This is a genomic window from Mycobacterium shunyiense (genome assembly GCF_058270035.1).
The window spans coordinates 49,064-73,850 of record NZ_JBZDPT010000002.1 but is presented as its reverse complement, the minus strand read 5'-3'; the positions used below and the strand labels follow the sequence as shown (position 1 = coordinate 73,850).

The window sequence follows — 24,787 nt, the reverse complement described above, 5'->3', positions numbered from 1 at the left end:
CCCCATTCAAGGCCGCGCGATTACCCCACTCGTCCAATTCCTCGAGATCATCGTCGTCGTCCAGATCCATCGACAACAATCGCCGGTTGGCGTCCGCACTCACGATTGTTGTTCCTCCCCGGTCATGGCCTCCAGCACCCGCTGGAAACGCCCGACGATCTTGTTGACGCGCTTGGCGGTGAACACGCCCGTGTCGAATTCGACACGGAGAACCAGTTCCGTCCCCGGCATCGCTTGCAGGGTCAGCGGATAATGGTTGTACTCGCGGCCGTTGACCTCCGTGATGGCCAATCCGTCGGCCATCGATGCCGCCACGCTCTCCACCGGATAGTTCTGGTACACGAACAGCGTGTCGAACAGTTGATCGTGGCCGATGGCGCGGTGGATCTCGCTGAGTGCCAGATGCTGATGGTCAAGGGTGTCGCCGTGACGTCGTTGCAGTTCTTCGAGCAGACCGGCGATGGTGGTGTCCGGCGTGATGGTGGCCCGCACCGGCACTGTGTTGATGAGCAAGCCGACCATCGAATCCGCGCCGGCCACTTCTGCCGATCGACCCGAGACCGCAACGCCGAACGCCACATCCTGCTGACCGGTGAGCCACATGAGCACCTGCGCCCAGGCGGCTTGCAGCACGGTGTTGGCGGTGGTGTGTTGCGACCGGGCGAGCTCGTTGACAGCCCGGGTGGTTTCGGCGGGCAGACGGAACGTCTCGGTGGCCCGCCGCCCCGGCCGGGTCCGGTTCGGCGCGACCAGTGTCGGTGTGGCGAAACCGGCCAGCACCTCACGCCACGCGGTATGGGCGGCGTCGACATCTCGCTCGGCCATCCACGTCACAAATCGGCGATACGATCCGGGAGTCGACAGGCGTTGTCCGTAGTAGCCCGCGAATATCTCCTGCAGCAGGATCGGCAGTGACCACCCGTCGAGCACGATGTGGTGATACGTCATGACGAACCGGTGCTCGCCGCCGGCGGTCCGGATCAGCGCCGCACGGAAGGCCGAGTGGTGGACCAGATCGCAGACCGCGGCCCGCTCGCCGGCACACAACTGCTGCACATCTGTCTCCGTGGCCATTTCGAGGTACTGCCAGGGCACATCGGGATCCGCCGGAATGATCTGCACGGGTTCGTCGAATCGCTTGTCGAACCGGGCCGCGAGGTTCGGGTGGCGCCCGACCACCGCACGTACCGCCTCGCGCAGCCGGTCGGGGTCCAGCGGGCCGGTGACCGTGACATCGAGTTGCATGGCGTAGACATCGTCGTCGTCACTGCCGCGGGTTGCGTTGGCCTGGAACAGGAGTCCCTGCTGCAGCGGCGTCAAGGGCAGCACGTCGGCAAGGTCGTGGTCCTGGCTCAGCTCATCGATCTGCGACTGGGTGAGGTCCGCCGGAACGATGTCGGACGGGGTCAGACCGCCGCCACCCCCACGGACGTGTGCACAGATTCCGGTGAGGGCGTCGAACCAGAGTTGGCTGAGCCTGCCGACCTGCGACTCGTCCAGAGCCGACGGAGCCCAGGTCCACGAAGCGTAAAGGCTTGGGCCGTCGTCCGTTTCGGCCGTGCTTGCGTTGAGCTCGACCGTATGCCCGAGTGGCATCGGAATCGCCGCGGCAGTCGTGGCGACCGCCGCTCCGTCGACGCTGACCTGCCACAGCCCGGTCATGTCGGTCTGCGGCGCGGCGCCCGATGCGCCCAACCTACCGAGGTAGTTGAATCCCACGGCAGGGTCGGAACCGGACAGATCCACATCTGGGTTGAGGTAGCGAAGCAGTCCGTATGTCAGTCCCTCGGGCAGCGCACGCAGTTGTTCCTTGGCGTCTTTGACCACGCGGCCGAGTGCCGGATCGCCGGCCTTCACGTCAGACCAGCTCAGGCCCGACTGGCGCGGTCCGACGTCCGTCGCGACGTTGAGCACCACCGGGTACTTGGTGGTGAACCAGCCCACGGTGCGGGACAGATCGACGGCCCGATCCGAAAGCCCATCCAGCTCCGCCAATTCCTCGTGACGGCCGTGGCCCTCGACATCGATGGCCACCGGCAGGGTAACTCCCAGGAACTGTGTCAAGGCAAGCCCGTAGGCGATCAACAGGATGTCTTGCACCCCGGCATGGAACGCTGCGGGGACTTCGCCGAGCAGAGCCCGCGTCGTCTCGACATCCAGTGACGCGGTGAGGTGGCCGGCGGTGGCATACGTGTCCCGCTCGGGCCGCACGGCAGGCAGCACGGACGGAGTCGCCAACGCTCGTCGCCAATTGTCGGCTTCAGCCTCCACCGAGACGGAGCGGGCGTGCTCGTCGAGCAGCGCGGCCCACTGCGCGAAGGACGTCCCAGTCACCGGCAATGCCACCGGCTGGCCCTGGCAGTGCTGCGCCCAGGCGATGTTGAGGTCTTCCAACAGGATCCGCCACGAGACCGCGTCGACAGCCAGGTGGTGAATGGTCAACACCAACTGCTGGGTGGATGCCACCCACAGCGCGCTCACCATCGTGCCTGCGGCCGGGTCGAGCCGCGACCGGGCTGCCACCAACGCCTCATCCGAGAGTACGTCGACCGACTCCAGATGTGCTTGCGCCGAACCCTTCTCGGGGACCAGCAATGACCAGTTGCCAGCTTGGTCGTGTTCGGCGCGCAACCGCAGCATGGCATGCCGGTCCAGCAGGGCACTCAAGACCAACTCGGCATCGGACTCGGTGGCTCCCGGCGGGGCCTGGACCATCACTGTCTGGTTGAACTCGCCGGTGGAACCCCCGGCACGCTCCACCTGCTCCAGCCAGCGCATGATCGGGGTCACCGCCACCGGCCCGACCCCCTCGTCGACCGGACCGTCGTCATCGCTCGTCACGCCGACCACTTGTGCCAGTCGGGCCACGGTCTGCTCGACGAAAATGTCACGCGGACGGCACATCACGCCGCACGCCCGGGCCTGGGCGACCACTTGCATGGAAAGAATGCTGTCTCCGCCCAGGTCGAAGAATGATTCGTCGACCCCGACCCGCTCGAGGCCGAGAACCTGGGCGTAGATGCCGGTGAGGATCTCCTCGATGTGGGTCGCGGGTGCACGGTACCGACCGGTGTCCTGGTACTCCGGTGCCGGCAAGGCGCGGGTGTCGAGTTTGCCGTTTACCGTCAACGGCAACGCCTCCAGCACCACGATCGCTGTCGGGACCATGTAGGGGGGCAGTCGGTCGGCCAACGCCTCTCGCAGCGCGCTCGGATCCACCGTCCCGGTCGTCTCTTCGGTGACATAGCCGACGAGGCGCTTGATACCCGGATGGTCCTCACGGGCGATCACCACCGCCTGCCCCACGCCGTCCAACCCGCCCAAAGCGGTCTGCACTTCGCCGAGCTCGATGCGGTAACCACGGATCTTGACCTGGTCATCGGCGCGACCCAGGTACTGCAGCTGTCCGTCGGCGCGCCAGCTCACGAGATCCCCGGTGCGGTACATCCGCGTCGCGGGCTCCCCCGGCTCGCCGAACGGGCAGGCCACGAACCGGGCTGCGGTCAAGGCCGACCGGCCGAGGTAACCGCACGCCACTCCGTCGCCGGCCACGTACAGCTCGCCGACCACTCCGGGCGGCACCGGGCGCAACCACTCGTCCAACACGAACAGCGCCGACGTGGCGACAGGCGCCCCGATCGGGGCGACATTCGGACCGGCAGCTCCGGTTTTCAATGGCACGCTCATCGACGCGTAGACCGTGATCTCGGTGGGTCCGTAGGCGTTGATCACCACCCGTCCGGGAGCCCAGCGATCAACCACCTCACCGGGACAGGCCTCACCACCGAGCAGCAAGGCGACCGATTCCAGGCCCTGCGGTGACAGCGCCCCGGCGGCCGACGGCGTCTGTGTGAGCACGTTGACCTGCTCGCGGACCAGCAGGGCATGGAAATCGTCCGGTGAGCTCACCACCGACTCGGGCACGACCACGAGGCGCGCACCCCCCAGCAAGGCGGCCCAGATCTCCCACACCGAGAAGTCGAAGGCGTACGAATGGCACTGCGTCCACACCTGATTCGCCGGGAGGTCCGCAGGCGTGGACCGGGCCAGGTGCGCCAGATTGTCGTGGGTGACGGCCACGCCCTTGGGCAGACCGGTGGTCCCCGACGTGTAGATCAGGTAGGCGAGATCATCGGCGGCGAACTCGGGCGCCAGGTCAGGAAGCGGTGTAGCCGGTTGGTCGGCCAAAGCCGGATCGTGAACATCGATGGTCTGCAGGCGATGTCCGGCCAACCGATCAGCCACTGCGGCGGTGGTGACCGCGACGACAGGTGCGGCATCGGCCAGCATGAAATCGATCCGGGCCGCGGGCAGCGCCGGGTCGATCGCCAGATACGCGGCTCCGGTCTTCAGCGCCGCCAGCATCGCGACGATCGCCTCGGCGGAGCGGTCCAGTAGCAGGGCCACGCAGGTTCCAGGACCGGCGCCGCATCCGATCATCCGGCGGGCCAACCGGTTTGCAGCCTCATCGAGTCCGCGGTAGGTCAGCGAATGCCCGTCCGAGGTCACTGCGACGGCCTCCGGAGCGCGGGCGACCTGCGCGGCGAACAGCGCGAGAACCGACACCGGTGTGCGGGTGGACTGGGCGAGCGCGGTCCGGTTTCCGATCACGTCGAGGTGGGCGTGTTCAACGGCGTCGAGTAGGTCGAGCTTGGACAGCCGCCGGTCGGTGTCGGTGGTCATCGCGACCAACACCTGCTCGAATCGTCTGATCAGTGTTTGAATGCTCGCCGCGTCGAACACGTCGGTGCGGAACTCCACCGTGCCGCCGATACCGGCGGGAGCCCCGTCCGCGGTGCGGCGTTCGGCCAGCGAGAAGCTCAGATCCATTCGTGCCGTGTGGGTGTCCATCGGCATCTGGCTGACCTCAAGGTCGCCGAGCGCGAGCCCGGAGCCGGATGCGTTCGTGGCCTGTCCGGGGACGTTCTGCCACGCCAGTGCCACCTGAATCAATGGGTGATGGGTCAGGGAGCGTGTCGGATTGAGCCGATCGACGAGCACCTCGAACGGCACATCCTGGTGCTCGTAGGCGGCGAGGCTGCGGGCCCGTACCTGGGCGAGCAATTCCGCCACGGTGGGGTCGCCGGCCAGGTCTGCCCGCAGAACCAGGGTGTTGACGAAGAAGCCGATCAGCTCATCCAGCGCAGGGTCCCGGCGTCCGGCGATGGGGAAACCCACTGCCACATCGGAACTTCCGCTGAGTTTGGAGAGCACGGTCAGTAGCGCCGCCTGCAGCACCATGAAGCTGGTCGCGTTGTGCTCCCGAGCCACCCGGGCCACCTGCTGCTGCAGGTCGGCGGACCAGCTCAGGGCGATCGTGGCGCCACGCTGATCGGCGGCCGGCGGGTAGGGGCGGTCGGTGGGCAGATCCACCCGTTCAGGCATCCCGGCCAGGGCATCCTGCCAGTACGCCAGCTGCGAGGCGATCCGGCTCTGACTGTCGCCCAGGTCGCCGAACTGCGCGCGTTGCCACAACGTGTAATCGACGTACTGGACTGCCAGATCAGCCCAGCCGGGCGTCTGTCCGGAGCTTCGGCCTGCGTAGGCCACTCCCAGGTCAGCCACCAGCGGAGTGACCGACCAACCGTCGGCAGCGATGTGGTGCACCACCGCCGCCAGTACGTGTTCGTCGTCGGCAAGGCGGAAGAGCCGCGCCCGCAACGGTATTTCGGTGGACAGGTCAAACGTGTGACTCGCGGCCTCGCCGACGGCCTGCTGCAGCCGCTCCGTGGTCCAACCGGTGGCATCGACGACATCCCAGCCGAACTGGGCGTCCTCGACCGCCACCACCGACTGCCGCGGAATGCCGTCGACGGCCGGGAACACGGTGCGCAGGCTCTCGTGACGGGCCACCACATCGGCCAGCGCCACACCCAACGCCTCGACATCGAGTGCCCCGCTGATACGGAGTGCGGTCGGCATGTTGTAAACCGGTGACGGGCCCTGTAATTGGTCCAGGAACCACAGCCGGGACTGCGCGAACGACAGCGGAACCACCGCGGGCCGCGGACCGGCCACCAGCGGATCAAGGCGTGCCGATTCCCCGCCGATGCGGGGTGCCAGTTGCGCCACCGTCGGCGCCTCGAACAGCACCCGCACCGCAAGGCCGGTGTCCAGGGCCGTGTTCACCGCGGCGACCAGACGCATCGCAGACAGGGAATCTCCGCCGAGGTCGAAGAACGAGTCGTCAACTCCGACGCGCTCCACGCCGAGCACGCGGGCGTAGATCTCGGTCAGGATCTCCTCGGTGGGGTTCGCGGGGGCACGGTAGTGGTCGATGTCCTGGTACTCGGGTGCCGGCAGGGCGCGGGTGTTCAGTTTTCCGTTGGGGGTCAACGGCAAAGCCGCCAGGACGACCACGGCGGCCGGAACCATATAAGCCGGGAGCTGCTCGGCGAGCTGGGCACGCAGCTTGCCCGGCTCCGCTGTCCCGGTCACGTAGCCCACCAGCCGCAGGGTGTCTGGCCGGTCCGCACGAGCGACCACCGCCGCCTGCTCGACGCCGTCCAAACCGGCCAGCACCGCCTGGATCTCGCCGAGCTCGATGCGGTATCCGCGGACCTTGATCTGCTCATCAGCACGGCCCACGTAGCGCAATTGACCATCGGTGCCCCAGGACACCAGGTCGCCGGTGCGGTACATGCGGCTGCCCGGTAGGCCGAACGGGCAGGCCACAAAGCGGGAGCCGGTCAGGTCAGCCCGGCCCAGGTAGCCGAGACCCACGCTGCGACCGGCCACGTACAACTCCCCGACGACGCCGGGCGGCACCTGCCGCATCGATCCGTCCAGCACGAACAGCGCCGCGCCCGGTACCGGCGCGCCGATCGACGGCGCCCCGGCCCCGGCGCTCAAAGGCACAGTCCTGGAGGCACATATCGTCGTTTCCGTCGGGCCGTAGGCGTTGACCATCACCCGCCCCGGCGCCCAACGGTCCACCGTGTCGGCCGAGCAGGCCTCACCGGCCACCAACAACGTCACGCCGGCCAACCGCTCAGGTGACAACATCGCCACCGCCGACGGGGTCTGGCTCAACACGTCGACCTGTTCGGCAACGAGCAGGGTCTGCAGGTCTTCTGGTGAGCGAGCCACAGATTCGGGTACGACCACCAGTCGGCCACCGTGTAGCAGCGCGCCCCAGATCTCCTCGACCGAGGCATCGAAGGCGTAGGAATGCCACTGTGTCCAGGTTTTTCCGGCCAAGAAGGTGTCCGGGGTCCCCAGCAGTTCGGTCACGTTGCGGTGGGTGATCGCCACGCCTTTGGGGACGCCGGTGGTGCCCGAGGTGTAGATCAGATACGCGATGTCGTCGGCTTCCGGCGCCGCGAGTCGGATGTCGGTGGCCCCGTAGGGATCCGGGTGTGCGACGTCGGCGGTGTCACCGACGTCGATGACCAGGACGTCGCATCCGGCCAGTCGGTCGGCGAGACCCGCGGTGACGATCGCGGCGGCCGGTGCGGCGTCGGCGAGCATGAATTCGATCCGCGCATCGGGTAGCACCGGGTCGATCGGCAGATACGCCGCACCGGTCGTGAGCACGGCCAGCATGGCCACCACCGCATCCGCGGAGCGCTCCGCCAGCAGTGCCACGCATGCCCCCGGGCCGACACCGTGGGCACCCAGCTTGTGGGCCAACCGGTGTGCGGCACTATCGAGTTCCAGATAAGTCATGCTGCGACCGTCGGCGGAGATGGCCACCGCCTCGGGGTCACGGACGACCTGTATGGCGAACAGTTCTGGAATCGACACGGCGGAGCGGTCGGGCTCGGGAGTCGTCAACACTGCCCGGTTGCCCCAGCCGTCGAGGCGGACATGCTCGGCCGTGTCGAGCAGATCCAGAGTCGACAGCCGCTGGGTGGGATCGGATGTCATCGCTGCCAATACGCGCTGCCACCGCGCGATCAGCACCACGATGCTGTCTGCGTCGAACACGTCGGTGCGGAATTCCACCGCGCCGCCGATCCCGGCGGGCTCACCGTCGGAGGTCCACCGTTCGCCGAGGGACAAGGTCAGATCCATACGGGCGGTCTGGGTGTCCACCGGCAGGGGTGTCACCTGGAGATCGCCCAGGGTCAACCCGTCCGCCGGACCGGTGTCCTGCCAGGGAAGGTTCTGCCAAGCCAACGCGACCTGCACCAGCGGATGATGGGTCAGGCTCCGGGTCGGATTGAGGCGCTCCACCAGAACTTCGAACGGCACGTCCTGGTTCTCGAAGGCGGCCAGGGTGCGAGTCCGCACCTGCGCCAGCAACTCCGCCACCGTGGGATCCCCATCCAGATCCACTCGCAACACCAAGTTGTTGACGAAGAAACCCACCAGCTCATCGAGAGCTGCGTTACCGCGCCCGGCGATCGGGAAGCCAACGGCCACATCTGAACTCGCGCCCAGGTTGGACAGCAGAACGGCGAGGGAAGCCTGCATCACCATGAAGTTGGTCGCGCTGTGCTCGGCGGCCACCTCATTCACCCGTTGCTGCAACTCGACCGGCCAATCCACCGCCACGGTGGACCCGCGCTGATCGGCAACCGGCGGGTAAGGACGGTCGGTTGGCAGAGCCAGGTGTTCGGGCAGGCCCGCCAGCACCTCTTCCCAGTAGGCCAGCTGCGCGGCGATCGGACTGTCGGTGTCGTCGAGATCACCGAGCTGGGCACGCTGCCACAGCGTGTAGTCGACGTATTGCACCGGCAGAGGCTCCCACTCGGGAGCCTCTGCCCTGCTCCGGCTGGCGTAGGCCACGCTCAGGTCACGCACCAGCGGGGTAAGGGACCACCCGTCGGCGGCGATATGGTGCACGACGGCCACCAGTACGTGCTCATCTTCCGCGACGCGGAAAAGTTTTGCCCGCAAGGGTATCTCGGCGGCCAGGTCGAAGCTGTACCGCACTGTCTCGGCGATGCCCTCCTCGAGCGCACCGGCCGGCCAAGCGGTGGCATCCACGACGCTCCAACCGAACTCGATCGCGTCGACCGATGCCACCACCTGCCGAGGTGTTCCCTCCGGCGCATCGAACAACGTCCGCAGGCTCTCATGGCGAGCCACCACATCCGCGAGCGCTGCACCCAACGCGTCCGCGTCGAGGTGCCCATGCAGTTGCAGACCGACCGGCATGTTGTAGACCGGGGACGGCCCCTGGAACTGGTCGACGAACCACAACCGGTTCTGGGCGAACGACAGTGGGATCACATCCGGGCGTTCTCCGGCCACCAGTGGCTCCAGGCGCCCTGCGCGTTCACTGACATGCAATGCCAATTGGGCGACCGTGGGCGCTTCGAACACCGTGCGTACCGACAGTTCGGTGTCCAGAGCGGCGTTGATCGCGGAGACCAGGCGCATGGTCGAGACCGAATCCCCGCCCAGATCGAAGAACGAGTCGTCGGCGCCCACCCGCTCCACGCCGAGGACGCGGGCGAAGATCCCGGCCAGGATCTCCTCATCGGGGCCGGCGGGCGCACGATAGTGACCGGCGTCCTGGAAGTCCGGCGCCGGCAGCGCCCGGGCGTCGAGTTTGCCGTTCACCGTCACCGGCAGCGCGGCCAGCGCCACCACCGAGGCGGGAACCATATAGCCCGGCAAGCGTTCGGCCAGCGCGGCGCGTGCCTGGACCGGATCGGCGGTCCCGGTGATGTAGCCAACCAGTCGCTTGTCACCCGGATTGTCCTCGCGGGCGATCACCGCTGCCTGGTCGACTCCCTCGAGCGCGGTGAGCGCGGACTGGATCTCGCCGAGCTCGATACGATACCCGCGGATCTTGACCTGCTCATCGGCGCGGCCGAAGTAGTCCAGCTGTCCGTCGGCGCGCCAACGCACCAGATCGCCGGTGCGGTACATGCGCGAGCCAGGTTCCCCGAACGGACACGCCATGAAACGCGATGCGGTCAATCCCGTACGACGCCAATACCCCACGCCCACACCGGCACCCGACAGGTACAACTCGCCGACCACGCCTGCGGGCACCGGGCGCAGCCACTCGTCCAGTACGAAGAACGCCGCCCACGCCGTGGGCGAGCCGATCGGCGGCGCACCGGAACCGGCCTCCAGAGGCGTGCTGGCGCACAACCACATCGTGGTCTCCGTCGGGCCGTAGACGTTGACCATCACCCGCCCCGGAGACCAGCGATCCACCAGGTCCGGCGGGCAGGGCTCGGCGCCGATCACCAGCGCCGTGTCGTCCAGGCCTTGCACCGCCAGCACGCCCACGGCCGACGGGGTCTGCGTCAACACCGTGACCTGTTCACGCACCAACAGGTCGTGGAAGTCCTCCGGTGAGCGCGTCACCGACTCCGGCACCACCACGAGGCGCCCGCCGTGCAGCAGCGCACCCCAGATCTCCCACACCGAGAAGTCGAAGGCATATGAGTGGAACTGCGTCCACACCTGTCCCGGCGCAAGCGGTATCCCGATCTGCAACGAGTCGAACAGCTGCGCCACGTTGTGCTGGGTGACCGCAACGCCCTTGGGCTGCCCGGTGGTGCCCGAGGTGTAGATGATGTGGGCCATGTCGTCGGGGGCCGGCGGCGTCGGTGCCGTACTGGGCTGGGTGGCCACGATGGGGTCGGCAACATCGCCGCCGTCGAAAATCCTCAGCTGGTGACCGTCGAACCGATCGAACAGCGCCCTGGTGGTGACCGCGGCGATGGGGGCGGCGTCGGTCAGCATGAAATCGACCCGGGTCTCCGGCAGGGCCGGGTCGATCGGCAGGTAGGCCGCACCGGCCTTGAGCACCGCCAAGATCGCCACGACTGCCTCTGCCGAACGGGGGAACATCAACGCGACCCGCTCGCCGGGACCTACTCCCTCACCGACGAGCAAGTGTGCCAATCGATTCGCGGCCTCGTCGAGTTCGCGGTAGGTGAAGGTCCGGTCCTCGCAGACCAGCGCCACCGCCTCCGGCGTACGTGCAACCTGGGCGGTGAACAGTTCCGGCACCGACGTCGGCTGCGGCAGGTGAGCCAGGACGTCCCGGTTGCCCCAGCGCTGAAGGCGCGCCCGTTCGGACTCGTCGAGCAGATCCAGCGCCGACAGCTGCCGATCCGGGGCGGCGGTCATCGCCGCCAGGATCGCCTCGATCCGTTTGGTGAGGGCTTCGATGTCGGTCGGGTCGAACACATCGGTGTCGTATTCGAGACGCAGCCGCAGTTCGTCACCGGGTATCGCCTGCATCGTGAGCGGGTAGTCGGTGGACTCGTGGCTGGTGAACTCGGTGATCTCCAGTCCGTCGTCCACTCCGGACAATGCGTTGGTGTCCACCGGGTAGTTCTCGAACACGAACAAGGTGTCGAACAGACGGTCCTGGTCGGTGATGCGATGAATCTCGCTGAGCGCCAGATATTGGTGCTCAAGGGTTTTGGTCTGTGCGCTCTGCAGGTGGTCGAGTAGGTCGGCGGTGCTGGTCGCCGCGGTGATGTCAGCGCGCACGGGCACCGTGTTGATCAGCAGACCCACCATCGATTCCGCGCCGGGCACCTCGGCCGGCCGACCCGAGACCACCGTGCCGAAGGCGATGTCATACTGGCCGGTAAGGGAGTTCAGCAGCAGTGCCCACGCACCCTGCAGCACGATGTTGACGGTGGTGTGGTGTGAGCGCGCCAGATCATTGAGCGCCCGAGTGGTCTGCTCGGACAGTCGATGCGCCCACACGCCACGGCGCCCCGACCCTGACTTCTGCGACGGACCGACCAAGGTGGGTGTGTCGAAGCCGGCCAGTACCTCGCGCCAGGCTGCGTGTGCGGCCGCGACGTCGCGATCGGCCAGCCAGGTGATGAAACTGCGATACGGCGTGGCCGCGGGCAGCCGAAGCCCTTGATAGCAGGCGAAGATCTCTTGCAACAGGATGGGCAGCGACCAGCCGTCGAGCACGATGTGGTGATTGGTCAGCACCACTCGATGTCGGTTGTTCGCAGTGCGGACGACCGCCACCCGGAAAGCCGGTGGATGGGCCAGGTCGCACACCGCGCTGCGTTCCTCGGCGCAGATCTGTCGGATCTGTTCCTCGGTTGCCGCGGCGCCCAATTCGACATATCGCCAACCCGCGGTGGGATCGGCCGGAATGATCTGCACCGGCTCGTCGAACTGCTCGCAGAATCGGGCCGCCAGGTGTGGATGGCGATTGGCAACGGCCTGTACAGCATCGCGCAGCCGGTGCTCGTTGAGCATTCCGGCGACCGTGATGTCCAGTTGGACGACATACAGATCGTCGTCGGGCCCCTGCGCGGTGCTGCTGTGGAAGACCAGGCCTTGCTGTAGCGCGGTCAGCGGCAAAATGTCCGCGATCCGGTACTGCTGTGACAATTCGTCGATCTCGTGCTGGGCAAGCCGGGCCGGCGCGATGTCCGACGGGGTCAATCCCCCTCCGCCACTTCGCACGTGCACGCAGAGACCGCTCAGGGCGTCCAGCCACAATTGGCTCAGCCGCATGATCTCGGCCTCGTCGATCGACGATTGCGCCCAGGTCCAGTTGGCCTGCAGATGCGGGCCTGCACCGGTGTCGACGGTGCCGGCATTGAGGGCCACGGTGTGGGACAACGGCATCGATATCGCCGCGGTCACAGCGGTGGTCGATGCGGCTTCTGCCGGCATCTGCCACAACTCGCCGGTCATTTGCGTGGACCCGCCCCCGAGGCGGCCGAGGTAGTTGAATCCGACTGTGGGGTCGGCCATGTCGAGGTCGACATCGGGGTTGAGGTAGCGCAGCAGCCCGTAGGACAAGGGGTCCGGTTGGCCCCGCAGCTGTTCCTTGGCCTCTTTGACCGCCGCGCCCAACGCCGGGTCACCGGCGATCACCTGATCCCAGGACAGCGCGCCCAGAGACAGTGCAACCGGGTATTTCGTGGTGAACCACCCGACCGTGCGGGACAGGTCGACGTCAGCGGCAATCTCCTCATGCCGCCCGTGGCCCTCGACATCGAGCGCAATCGGATCGCCGCCGCTGCCCGTGAATTCAGCCAGCGCGAGGCCGAATGCGATCAGGAGGATGTCGTGTACCCCGGCGTGGAACGCTGTCGGCACCTCGCCGAGCAACATTCGCGTGGTCTCGGTGTCCAGCGATATCGGCAACTGGCCGGCGGTCGCGTAGGTATCCGTTTCGGGGTGCACTGGCGGAAACACCGCGGGCGTCGCTGCGATCCGTCGCCACTCCTGCGCCCGGCTCGCAACGTCCGGATCGCTCGCGTAGGCCTCCAGCAGTCCGGCCCAGCGGGTGAACGACGTCCCCGCGGGAGGCAGCACGACCGGGTGGCCGCCGCGATGCTGCGCCCAGGCGATGTTGAGGTCTTCCAGGATGATTCGCCACGACACCCCGTCGACCGCCAGGTGGTGAACGACCAACACCAGCTGAGCCGTGGAGGTGACCCACAACGCCCGCAACATCGCGCCAGAGGCCGGGTCCAACCCCGACCGTGCGACTACCAGTGCCTCGTCCGTCAGTGCCGCCACCGACTGCAGACATTCGCTTGCGTCGACAGAACCCGGCTCGGGGGCGGTCAACGACCACCCGCCCGCCTGGTCGGCCTCGGCACGCAGCCGCAGCATGGCATGCCGATCCAGCAACGCCTGCAACATGATGACGACGTCGGCTTCGGTCGCCCCACCGGGAGCCTGCACCAGCAGCGTCTGGTTGAACTGGTCGATGGGGCCGCCGGAGCGTTCCACGGCATGCAGCCACCTGATGATCGGGGTGGCCGGCACCGGTCCCACGCCCTCGTCGACCGGGCCATGTGATCCGGCGGTCACACCGGCGACCCGGGCCAACCGGGCCACCGTCTGCTCGACGAACACATCGCGTGGGCGACACACCAGGCCGGCCGCGCGAGCCCGGGCAACGACCTGCATCGACAGGATGCTGTCGCCGCCGAGGTCGAAGAACGAGTCGTCGACTCCGACCCGCTCGAGCCCGAGAACCTGGGCGTAGATACCGGTCAGGACTTCTTCGACGGCGTCTGCCGGGGCACGGTAGCGCTCCCCGTCTGTGTAGTCGGGCGCGGGAAGTGCCCGCGTGTCGAGTTTTCCGTTCACCGTCAACGGAAGTGCGGCCAGCGCCACCACCGCGACGGGGACCATGAAGGCGGGTAGCCGCTCGGCCAGCTCGGCCCGGACCCCGGCCGGATCCGCGGTGCCCGTGAGATATCCGACCAGCCGCTTGTCACCGGGACGGTCTTCCCTGGCGATCACGACTGCCTGCTCGACGCCTTCGAGTTCGGCCAGGGCGGCCTGGACCTCACCGAGTTCGATGCGGTAGCCGCGGATCTTGACCTGCTCGTCTGCGCGGCCGAGGTACTCCAGCTGTCCATCGGGCCGCCAGCACACCAGGTCTCCGGTCCGATACATGCGCGTTCCGACGCCGCCGAACGGACATGCGACAAACCGTGAGGCGGTCAACCCGGCCCGGCCCACGTAGCCGTATCCCAGGCCTGCACCCGCCACGTACAGCTCGCCGATGACTCCGGCCGGAACCGGGCGCAACCACTCGTCGAGCACGAACAGCGCCGCTCCGGGAACCGGTGAGCCGATGGGGACCACGTGTGGTCCGGCGGCTTCCACCTTCAGGGGCGCACTGATCGCCACACACATCGTGGTTTCGGTCGGACCGTAGGCGTTGATCATCACCCGGCCAGGGGCCCACTGCTCCACCACCTCCGGTGGGCAGGCCTCACCGACCACGACCAGTGCCGCCGACTCCAACCCCTCACGCGGCAACACCCGCACGGCTGACGGTGTTTGGGTGAGAACGTCGACGTTCTCGCGAACGAGCAAGGCGTGGAAATCTTCCGGGGAAACGGTGATCTCCTCGGACACCACCACCACCCGCCCACCACGGAGCAGAGCGCCGAAGATCTCCCAGACCGAGACATCGAAGGCCAGCGAATGGCACTGCGGCCACACGCCGGGGTGCGGCAGTCCGGCATCGAGTGTCTCGAGGAGCTGGGTCACGTTGTGGTGGGTGACCGCGACACCCTTGGGAACGCCTGTGGTGCCCGACGTGTAGATCAGGTACGCGATGTCGTCCGCATCGGGCGTCGGCAGGGCTTTACTCGACTGGTTGCCCGGCTCGACGCTCGCGTCGACGATCGCCAAGCCGCGGCCCTGCAGCCGCTCGACCAGATCGGTGGTGGTGACCGCGGCCACCGGTACCGCATCGGCCAGCACGAAATCCAGTCGCGTATCGGGCACCGACGGATCGATCGGAAGATATGCGGCACCGGTTTTGAGAATCGCCAGGATCGCCACGATCGCCTCGGCTGACCGGTTGAACAGCAGCGCCACACACCGGCCGGGACCGGCTCCATAACCGATCAGCAAGTGCGCCAACCGGTTCGCGGCTTCATCGAGTTGGCGGTAGGTCCATGAACGGTCGCCGCAGGTGACCGCCACTGCATCCGGAGTACGCGTCACGTGTTCGGCGAACAATGCCGGCACCGACACGGCCCTCGGCGCGGGGCGGGTCAGCGTCGCCTGGTTGCCGACCGCCGCGAGACGGGCGTGGTCATCGGCATCGAGCAGATCAACCGACGACAACCGCGCGGCCGGATCGGCAGTCATCGCGGTCAGGACTCGCTGCAGCCGGGCGACCAGTGTTGCGATGGTGTCGGCGTCGAACACGTCGGTGCGGAATTCCACCGTCCCGCCGATGCCTGCCGGCTCACCGGCGTCGGTCCGGCGATCCGTCAGCGAGAAATTCAAATCCATTCGCGCGGTGTGGGTATCCACCGGCACCGGGGAGACCTGCAGATCGCCCAACGCCATTCCGGCGGCCGGATCGTTGACGTCGTGCCGGCCGAGGTTCTGCCATGCCAACGCCACCTGGATCAACGGGTGATGTGCCAGCGACCGAGTCGGGTTCAGCCGCTCGACCAGGACCTCGAACGGTACATCCTGGTGGTCGAACGCGGCCAGACTCCGCGCGCGAACCTGAGCCAGGACCTCGGCGACCGTCGGATCGCCTGAGAGGTCGACCCGCAGAACCAAGGTGTTGACGAAGAAGCCGACCAGGTCATCCAGTGCCGGATCGCGACGTCCTGCGATCGGAAAACCAACCGCCACATCCGCACTCGCACTGAGCTTGGACAGCAGCGTCAGCAGCGCTGCCTGGACCACCATGAAACTGGTCGCATTGTGCTCCCGAGCGAACCGGGCCACCTGCTGCTGCAACTCGGCAGGCCAGTCCACCGCCAACGTCGCGCCCCGCTGATCGGACATCAGCGGGTAGGGCCGATCGGTGGGTAGCGCGGTGCGCTCTGGAATCCCGGCCAGCGCGTCCTGCCAGTAGGCCACCTGCCCCGCAATTCGGCTGTGGCTGTCCTGGAGATCGCCGAACTGGGCGCGCTGCCACAACGTGTAGTCGGCGTACTGCACCGCCAGGTCCGCCCAGCCGGGTGCCTGTCCGGCGCATCGACTGGTGTAGGCCACCCCCAGATCGGCCACCAGCGGAGTGATCGACCAGCCGTCGGCGGCGATATGGTGCACCACCGCAGTGAGCACATGCTCGTCCTCTGCCAGGCGGAACAGCCGGGCCCGCAAAGGGATCTCGGTGGACAGGTCGAAGGTGTGTCGCGACGCGGCCTCGACGGCCTCCTGTAGGCGCACCGCCGTCCAATCGGTGGCGTCGACGACCTCCCAACCGAATTCCACAGGTCCACGTGCCATCACCACCTGGCGGGGAATCCCGTCGGGTGCGGCGAACAACGTCCGCAGGCTCTCGTGCCGGTCCACCACATCGGTAAGCGCCGCACGCAACGCATCGACATCCAGCGCGCCGCTGAGGCGGAAGGCGGCCGTCATGTTGTAAACCGATGAGGGGCCCTGCAATTGATCCAGGAACCACAAGCGCGACTGGGCGAACGACAACGGAACCACGTCCGGGCGCTCACCGGCGGCCAGCGGCTGCAACTGAGCCGCTTCCCCACCGATATGGCACGCCAACTGCGCGACCGTGGGCGCGTCGAACAACGAGCGCACCCCGATTCCTGCCTTCAGGGATGTGTTGACCGCCGCGACCAGACGCATCGCGGAGAGCGAATCCCCGCCCAGATCGAAGAACGAGTCGTCGATACCTACCCGATTCAGGCCCAGGACCCGGGCATAGGCGTCGGCCAGGATCTCCTCGACCGGGTTGGACGGTGCCCGATAGTGATCGGTGCCGGCGAAGTCAGGTGCGGGCAGCGCGCGTCGGTCCAGCTTGCCGTTGACCGTCAGCGGCACCGCGTCGATCGCCACCACCGCGGCCGGGACCATGTAGTTCGGCAGCCGCTCGGCCACCTCGGCGCGGACCTGGCCCGGATCGGCGGTGCCGGTGATGTAGCCGACGAGGCGCACGGGACCGGCGTCGTCGCCGCGGGCGATCACCACCGCCTGTGTCACCCCGTCGACAGCCGCGAGCGCGGCTTGTACTTCACCGAGTTCGATGCGGTAGCCCCGGATCTTGACCTGCTCGTCGGCGCGCCCGAGGTACTGCACCTGACCGTCGTCGCCCCACCGCACCAGATCGCCGGTGCGATACATCCGTTGTCCCGCGCTGCCGAACGGGCAGGCCACGAACCGCGACGCGGTCAAACCTGCCCGGCGCCAATAACCCACGCCCACACCCCGACCGGCGATGTAAAGCTCGCCGACCACTCCGGGCGGCACCGGACGCAGCCAGGCGTCCAGGATGAACAACGCTCCCCCGGCCACCGGCTTGCCGATGGGCACGACCGGCCCCGGGGCGAGCGGTGCGCTCATCGACGCGTACACCGTGGCCTCGGTGGGACCGTAGGCGTTGATCATCACGCGTCCGGGCGCCCAGCGGTCGACCAATTCAGACGGGCAGGCCTCGCCGGCCACCACCAAGGCAGCCGAGTCCAGGCCTTGCGGCGAGATCATCCCCGCTGCCGAGGGCGTCTGACTCAGCACGGTGACGCGTTCGGCGACCAGCAGCTGATGGAAAGCGTCGGGCGATTCGGCGACGTGTTCAGGTACCACCAGCAGACGTGCGCCGTGCAGCAACGCACCGAAGATCTCCCACACCGAGACGTCGAAGCTGTACGAATGCCACTGCGTCCAAACCTGACCCGGCCCTGACGACACGTGGGTGTCGAGTGAGCCGAACAGCCCGGGTACGTTCCGATGCGGGATGGCAACACCTTTCGGGACACCGGTGGTGCCCGAGGTATAGATGATGTAAGCGATGTCGTCGGGTCCCGGTCCCGAGGGCGCGCTGGCGGGGTGGTGGTCCACAGCCGCGTCGTCGACGTCGACGACGTGGAGGTCGCACCCGTCCAGACGCGACCGCCGGTCGGCGGTGGTGACCGCGACGATGGGGGCGGCGTCGGCCACCATGAACTCGATACGCGCCAACGGAAGTGCCGGGTCCACCGGGACATAGGCCGCGCCGGTCTTCAGCACCGCCAGAATCGCCACGATCGCCTCGGCAGACCGGGAGAACAGCAGCGCCACAACCTCACCCGGGCCGGCGCCGTGACCTGCCAACAGGTGCGCAAGCCGGTTGGCTGCGACATCGAGTTCCCGGTAGGTCATCGACCGGCCGTCGAAGGTCACCGCCACGGCGTCGGGCGTGCGCGCGACCTGTTCGGCGAACAACGTCGGAATTGACTGCGCTGTGGCCGGTTTGGCCAATACGGCCAGGTTGCTCCACTCGTCGAGGCGGGAGTGCGTGCGCTCGTCCAGCAGATCGACCGACGACAATGGCCGGTCCGGATCCACGGCCATCGACGCCAGGATCGTCTTCAACCGATCGATCAGGACCTCGATGGCGCCGAGGTCGAAGACATCGGTGTCGTACTCGACGCGTAGCTGCATTTCGCGGTCGACGCGTGGCCCGGTCTCGCGGCCGGGCAGCGCCTGCACCGCCAGCGGGTAGTGGTTGGACTCGCGGAAATCGAACTCGGTGACGGTCAAGCCGTCGACACCCAGCGGCGCGGTGGTCTCGATCGGATAGTTCTCGAAAACCAGGAGGGTGTCGAACAGTTGGTCCTGGCCGGTGATGCGGTGGATGTCCCGGAGCGCCAGGTGCTGATGCTCGAGCGTGTCGTTGTGGGCACTCTGCAGCTGATCGAGCAGGTCCGCGGTGCTGGTTGCCGGCGTGAAGGTGGCCCGAACCGGCACCGTGTTGATGAGCAGGCCCACCATCGAATCCGCGCCGGCGACCTCGTCCGGACGCCCCGAGACCGTCGTGCCGAATGCGACGTCAGACTGACCGGTCAGCGAGCTGAGCATCAGCGCCCACGCGCCCTGCAACACCACGTTGGCGGTGGTGTGATGCGAGCGAGCCAGGTCGCCGAGGGCCCGGGTGATCTCGAGGGGCAGCCGGAATGACTCGACGCCTCGTTGCCCCAGCCCTTTTCGGTCTCCCGGGCCGACCAGGGTGGGAGTGTCGAAGCCAGTCAACCTTTCCTGCCACGCCTCGTGGGCGCCGGCGTGATCCCGTTCGCCCAGCCAGGTGACGAATCGGCGGTACGGTGCGGCGGCAGGCAGCCGATGCCCACCGAAGCTTGCGAAGATCTCCTGCAGCAGGATCGGCATCGACCAGCCGTCGAGGACGATGTGGTGGGTGGTCAGTACGAAACGGTGCCGCTCATCCGCGACGCGGATGAGGGCAGCCCGAAACGGCGCCTGGTTGTGGAGGTCGCACACCGCGGCACGTTCGGCGGCACAGACCGCCTGGATCTGGTCATCGACGACGTCGGCGTCGGGATTCAGTTCGACAAACCGCCACGGCACCGCGGGGTCGACAAAGATGACCTGCACCGGCTGCTCGAACTGTTCGCAGAACCGGGCCGCGAGGTGGGGATGCCGTGCCGCGACCGTCTGCACCGCATCGCGGAGCCGATTCTCGTCGAGCGGTCCGCTCAATGTGATGTCGAGCTGCATCGCGTAGACGTCGTCAGAGTCCAGTGCGGCGCCGGCGTGGTAGAGCAGTCCCTGTTGCAGCGGTGTCAGCGGCAACACGTCGGCGACGCGGTACTGCCGACTCAGCTCGTCGATCTGCTGCTGGCTCAACTCGGCCGGGGCGATGTCCGACGGAGTCAAGCCGCCGCCACCGCGACGCACATGCTCGCAGATGCCGGTCAGGGCCTCGAACCACAACTGGCCCAATCGGTTCACCAGCTCGTCGTCGAGCGCAGAGAGCGCCCACGTCCAGTCGGCATTCAATTGGACGCCGACGGCGGTGTCGACAGTGGCCGCGTTGAGTTCCACGGTGTGCCCCAGTGCGGTGGGCACCGCCGCTGCGATGCTCGCCGACGAGAAGCCATCGGGGCAGATCCGCCAGACATCAGCGGACGTCTCGTCCGGCGTCGCCCCCAGGCGCCCCAGGTAGTTGAATGCGATCACCGGGTCAGGCCCGGCCAGGTCCACGTCCGGGTTCAGGTACCGCAGTAGGCCGTAAGTCAGGCCGTCGGGCTGGGCCCGCAGCTGCTCCTTGGCATCTTTGAGCGTGGCGCCGAGAGCCGCATCACCGGCGACCACCTGGGCCCACGACAGGCCACCACCGCGATCGAAGCTCAACGCCACCGGGTATTTGGTGGTGAACCATCCGACCGTGCGCGACAGGTCGACATCTCGAGCGGGAATCCCACCCAGGTCTGCCATCTCCTCGTGGCGACCGTGACCCTCGACGTCAATGGCGATCGGTGCGCCGCCGGCGCGTGAGAATTCGGCCACCGCCAACCCGAAGGCGATCAACAAGATGTCATGCACCCCGGCGTGAAACGCGGCAGGCACTGCGCCGAGCAGCATCTGGGTGGTCTCGGCGTCCAGCACCATCGACAGCTGTCCGGCGGTCGCGTAGGTGTCGACCTCGGGTTGCGGCTCGGGCAACTTCGCCGGTGTCGCGGCGATCTGCCGCCACTGCTGTGCCAGCTCCCCTACGTGCGGGTGCCGCGCAGCGTGAGCCAGCAGATCCGCCCAGCGACCGAAGGACGTGCCGGTATCCGGCAATGCCGGAGGCTGCCCGCTGCGAAGCTGGGCCCAGGCGATGTTGAGATCCTCCAACACGATTCGCCACGACACCCCGTCAACCGACAGATGGTGAACGATCAATACCAGCTGGCGTGCAGAAGACACCCACAGCGCGCTGAGCATCGTCCCGGCGGCCGGGTTCAACCGCGACCGTGCCGTCAGCAGGGCCTCATCGGACAGCACATCTACCGCGTGCAGGCAGTCGGCGGCGTCAACCGAGCCCACATCGGGAACAGTCAACGACCATCTGGCCGCGCCGTCGTCCTGGGCACGCAACCGGAGTGTGCCGTGCCGATCGATCAAGGCCTGCAACAGGATTACGAGATCGCACTCGCTGATTTCGGAGGGTGCCTGCAGCACCACCGTCTGATTGAACTGGTCGATCGGGCTGTCGGCCGTTTCCAGGTCCTTCAGCCACCACATGATCGGGGTCGCAGTCACCGAACCCAGTCCGTCGTCGGCGGGCCGGTGCGCAACCGTGGTCGTCCCGACCACCTGAGCGAGGCGGGCGACAGTCTGCTGGACGAAGATGTCCCGGGGGCGGCACACCAGCCCCGCCGCGCGGGCTCGGGAGGCCACCTGCATCGACAGGATGCTGTCCCCGCCCAACTCGAAGAACGATGCATCGACGCCGACCCGGTCCAGTCCCAGGATCTGGGCGTAGATGCCGGCGAGGATCTCCTCGGTGGGAGTGGACGGGGCCCGGTAGTCATCGACGTCGTGATATTCGGGTGCGGGCAACGCTTTCCGGTCGAGCTTGCCGTTGACGGTCAACGGGAACGCATCCAAGGCGATCACGGCCGTGGGCACCATGTAGGACGGCAGACGCTCGGCCAGCGCCGCACGTGCCACGGACGGATCGGCGGACCCGATCAGGTAACCCACCAGCCGCTTGTCCCCGGGGCGATCCTCCCGGGCGATCACCACCGCCTGCTCGACGCCAACCAAAGCCGTCAATGCGGCTTCGATCTCACCGAGCTCGATCCGGTAGCCACGAATCTTGACCTGCTCGTCGGCACGACCCAGATAATGGAGCTCCCCGTCGGCACTCCAACAGACGAGATCCCCGGTGCGATACATCCGCGCACCCGGTGTGCCGAAGGGGCAGGCCACAAATCGCGTCGAGCTCAACGGAGCCCGGCCCACATAGCCATAACCCAAACCGGCACCGGCCACGTACAACTCGCCCACCGCACCGGTAGCCACCGGACGCAACCAGTCGTCGAGCACGAAAAACGCCAGATCCGCCAGTGGCACACCGATCGGACTCACATCGCCTTCGGCGTCCGCGGAGGTGATCTCACGGAACGAGGCGTGCACCGTCGTCTCGGTGATCCCGTACATGTTGATCAACCGGGGCAGCCGAGGGTGTTCGGCCAGCCATGCTTTCAGGCGGGGCGGGTCGAGTGCTTCTCCACCGAACACCACCACCTCGAGGGCCAGCCGGTTCTCCGGCTGTGCCGTGTCCACGGCAGCCAACGCATAGAACGCCGACGGAGTCTGACTCAGCACCGTGACGTGCTCGTCGACGAGTAGTGCGTGGAACTCTTCAGGCGAGCGCGTCACCGATTCGGATACGACGACGAGCCGCGCACCATGCAGCAGCGCACCGAAGATCTCCCACACCGAGAAGTCGAACGCCAACGAATGACACTGCGTCCACACCTGACCCGACGACAACGCCACATCACGATCGATTGCATCCAACAACCGCGTCACATTCCGATGCGGAATCGCCACGCCCTTGGGCACACCCGTCGTACCCGAGGTGTAGATCAGATACGCGGTATCGTCCGGTGTCGGCAGCGCCGGCAGCGGCGTACTCGGCCGGCCGTACACCGAACGGTCGTGAACATCGATCACCGCCAGCCCGCGCCCACTGAGCCGATCGAACAGATCGGCGGTGGTCACGGCGACAACTGGGGATGCATCGGTCAGCACGAACTCCAGCCGGGTATCGGGTACCGACGGATCGATCGGCACATACGCCGCACCGGTTTTGAGCACACCCAGGATCGCCACGATGGCCTCGACCGAGCGTGGAAACAGCAGCGCAACCCGCTGCCCCGGACCGACACCGCGCTCGACAAGCAAGTGCGCCAACCGATTCGCAGCCGCATCCAGCCCGCGATAGGACATCGAACTGTCACCGAAACTGACCGCCACCGCAGCCGGATCGCGGGCCACCTGCGCGGCGAACAGCTCCGGAATTGCCGCTGATGACACAGACACCGCAGCCGGCACCTCGAGCGCCGCCCGATTACCCCACCCGTCCAACCCGGTGAGCTCATCACGGACGTCGACAGTGGAAATCGACCGTCCCGGGTCGGCCGTCATCGATGTCAGCACCCGTTGGAAACGGTCCGCCAAATCGCCTGCGTCGCAGCCGGCGAACATCTCCCCCACGCCCGTCATGCTGAGAAGGAGATCTTCACCTTCCTGGAGGAACACGAGACCGAACTGGTCTACCAGCCCGGTGTGGGTCACCGTCCCCGACCCGAAAGTGCTACCGAAATAGGCGACCGGGATGGTCGGGATGAAATTGATCGCGGCCCGAGTCGACGGCTGCCCGGCCCCCTGGAAACGCGTCTTGTTCTCGATAGCGCGGAGCGGGAAACGCTGATGGCGCATCGCTTCCTGGATGCGTGTGTCGACATGCCTGCAGAATTCGGTCACCGTGGACTGCGGTGACGTCGTCAGAACCAATGGCACGACTCCGGAAACCATCCCGGGCATCAGCAGTACTTCAGGACTCACCCGTCGACTCACCGGAAAATCGAGGACAACCTCGGATCCCCCGGTCTCGCCATGTACGAGCAGCGCGTACGCCGCGGCGACCACCGACGCTCGGCGGACCCCGAGAGCTTTCGAGAGCTCTCGCGCCCTGTCGACCGCGCAACGATCCAATCGGATTGGCGCAGAAGGCTCGTACTCATCGATCGGGTTTGCGACTCCGACGGCGGGTCCAGGACGAGACTCAGCTTCAGGCGGTACATTCTTGGACCAATAGGCCTGATCAACGAGGTAATCGTCGGTAGCCTCGTATTCGGACTCGCAATCGATGATGCTCTTCAGCGGGCCGAAGATCGTGGGCGGTATCGCCTCGCCGGCATCGATTGCTGTATAGGCAGCGGCAATCTGGTGAATGACGAGACCCATGCCGATGCCGTCGATCGCGATGTGGTGACAGCACACAAAAAAGTAGAACTCGTCAGACCGAGTCTGCATCAACGCGAACTTGAACAGCGGACCGTCCAGCGGCATCGGCGTTCGACGGATCGCTGCAACCACCCGATAGGCGTCCTGCACCGGGTCGGCCGAGCCCGTCAAGTCGTAGCGGCCGAGTTCGATGTCCGGATAGTCGACAACTGTCTGGAAAACTTGGCCGTCTACCTCCGCAAATACAGCCCTGAGGGGTTCGGCCTCAGCGACCACGTGACGAATGGCCCGTTCGAGGACGTCATGTTCGATGACGCCGTCGAGACGGGCAAGCATTCCCAGCTGCCACTTGACACCGGCGCGCCCAGACTCCTCGGCAAGCCAAATGTCCAGCTGGCCCCGCGTGAGCGGAAGTGCCCCGTGATCACTTCGGGTATTTCCAGCCGACGGCTTACTGATCAACAGTCCGACCCTGTGCCAACCTCTCGCGGAGACTCTTCGGCCGGATGTCAGGCCAATGTTGCTCGATGTACTCCAGGCAGGAGGCGCGATCCGCCTCGCCGTAGACCACCCGCCAGCCGGCCGGAACATCTGCGAAGGCCGGCCACAGGCTGTGTTGCTCCTCGTCGTTGATCAAAACGAAAAAACTGCCGTTGTCGTCGTCGAATGGATTGATGCTCAC

General features: G+C 66.9%; 3 protein-coding genes (1 of these 3 only partly in view). All 3 read right to left on the bottom strand.

The window, feature by feature from the left end; all coding sequences use genetic code 11:
* Tightly spaced (each overlapping or abutting the next), the 3 genes in view from AC4ELS_RS02240 to AC4ELS_RS02230 form a layout consistent with a single transcriptional unit that may run on beyond the window.
* Positions 1–103 carry the start of an amino acid adenylation domain-containing protein gene (locus AC4ELS_RS02240; protein WP_499045620.1) on the bottom strand. Its footprint begins 8,087 nt before the window's first position, so 103 of the gene's 8,190 nt are visible here — the first part of the coding sequence; its start codon is at positions 101–103; the stop codon falls past the left edge of the window.
* Positions 100–24,567 (bottom strand): non-ribosomal peptide synthase/polyketide synthase, encoded by a 24,468-nt coding sequence (locus AC4ELS_RS02235; protein WP_499045618.1) that lies wholly within the window; start codon positions 24,565–24,567, stop codon positions 100–102. Before AC4ELS_RS02235 ends, AC4ELS_RS02240 begins: the two co-directional genes overlap by 4 nt.
* On the bottom strand, positions 24,557–24,787 hold the full coding sequence (locus AC4ELS_RS02230) for an MbtH family protein (protein WP_055113977.1): 231 nt from the start codon (positions 24,785–24,787) through the stop codon (positions 24,557–24,559). Before AC4ELS_RS02230 ends, AC4ELS_RS02235 begins: the two co-directional genes overlap by 11 nt.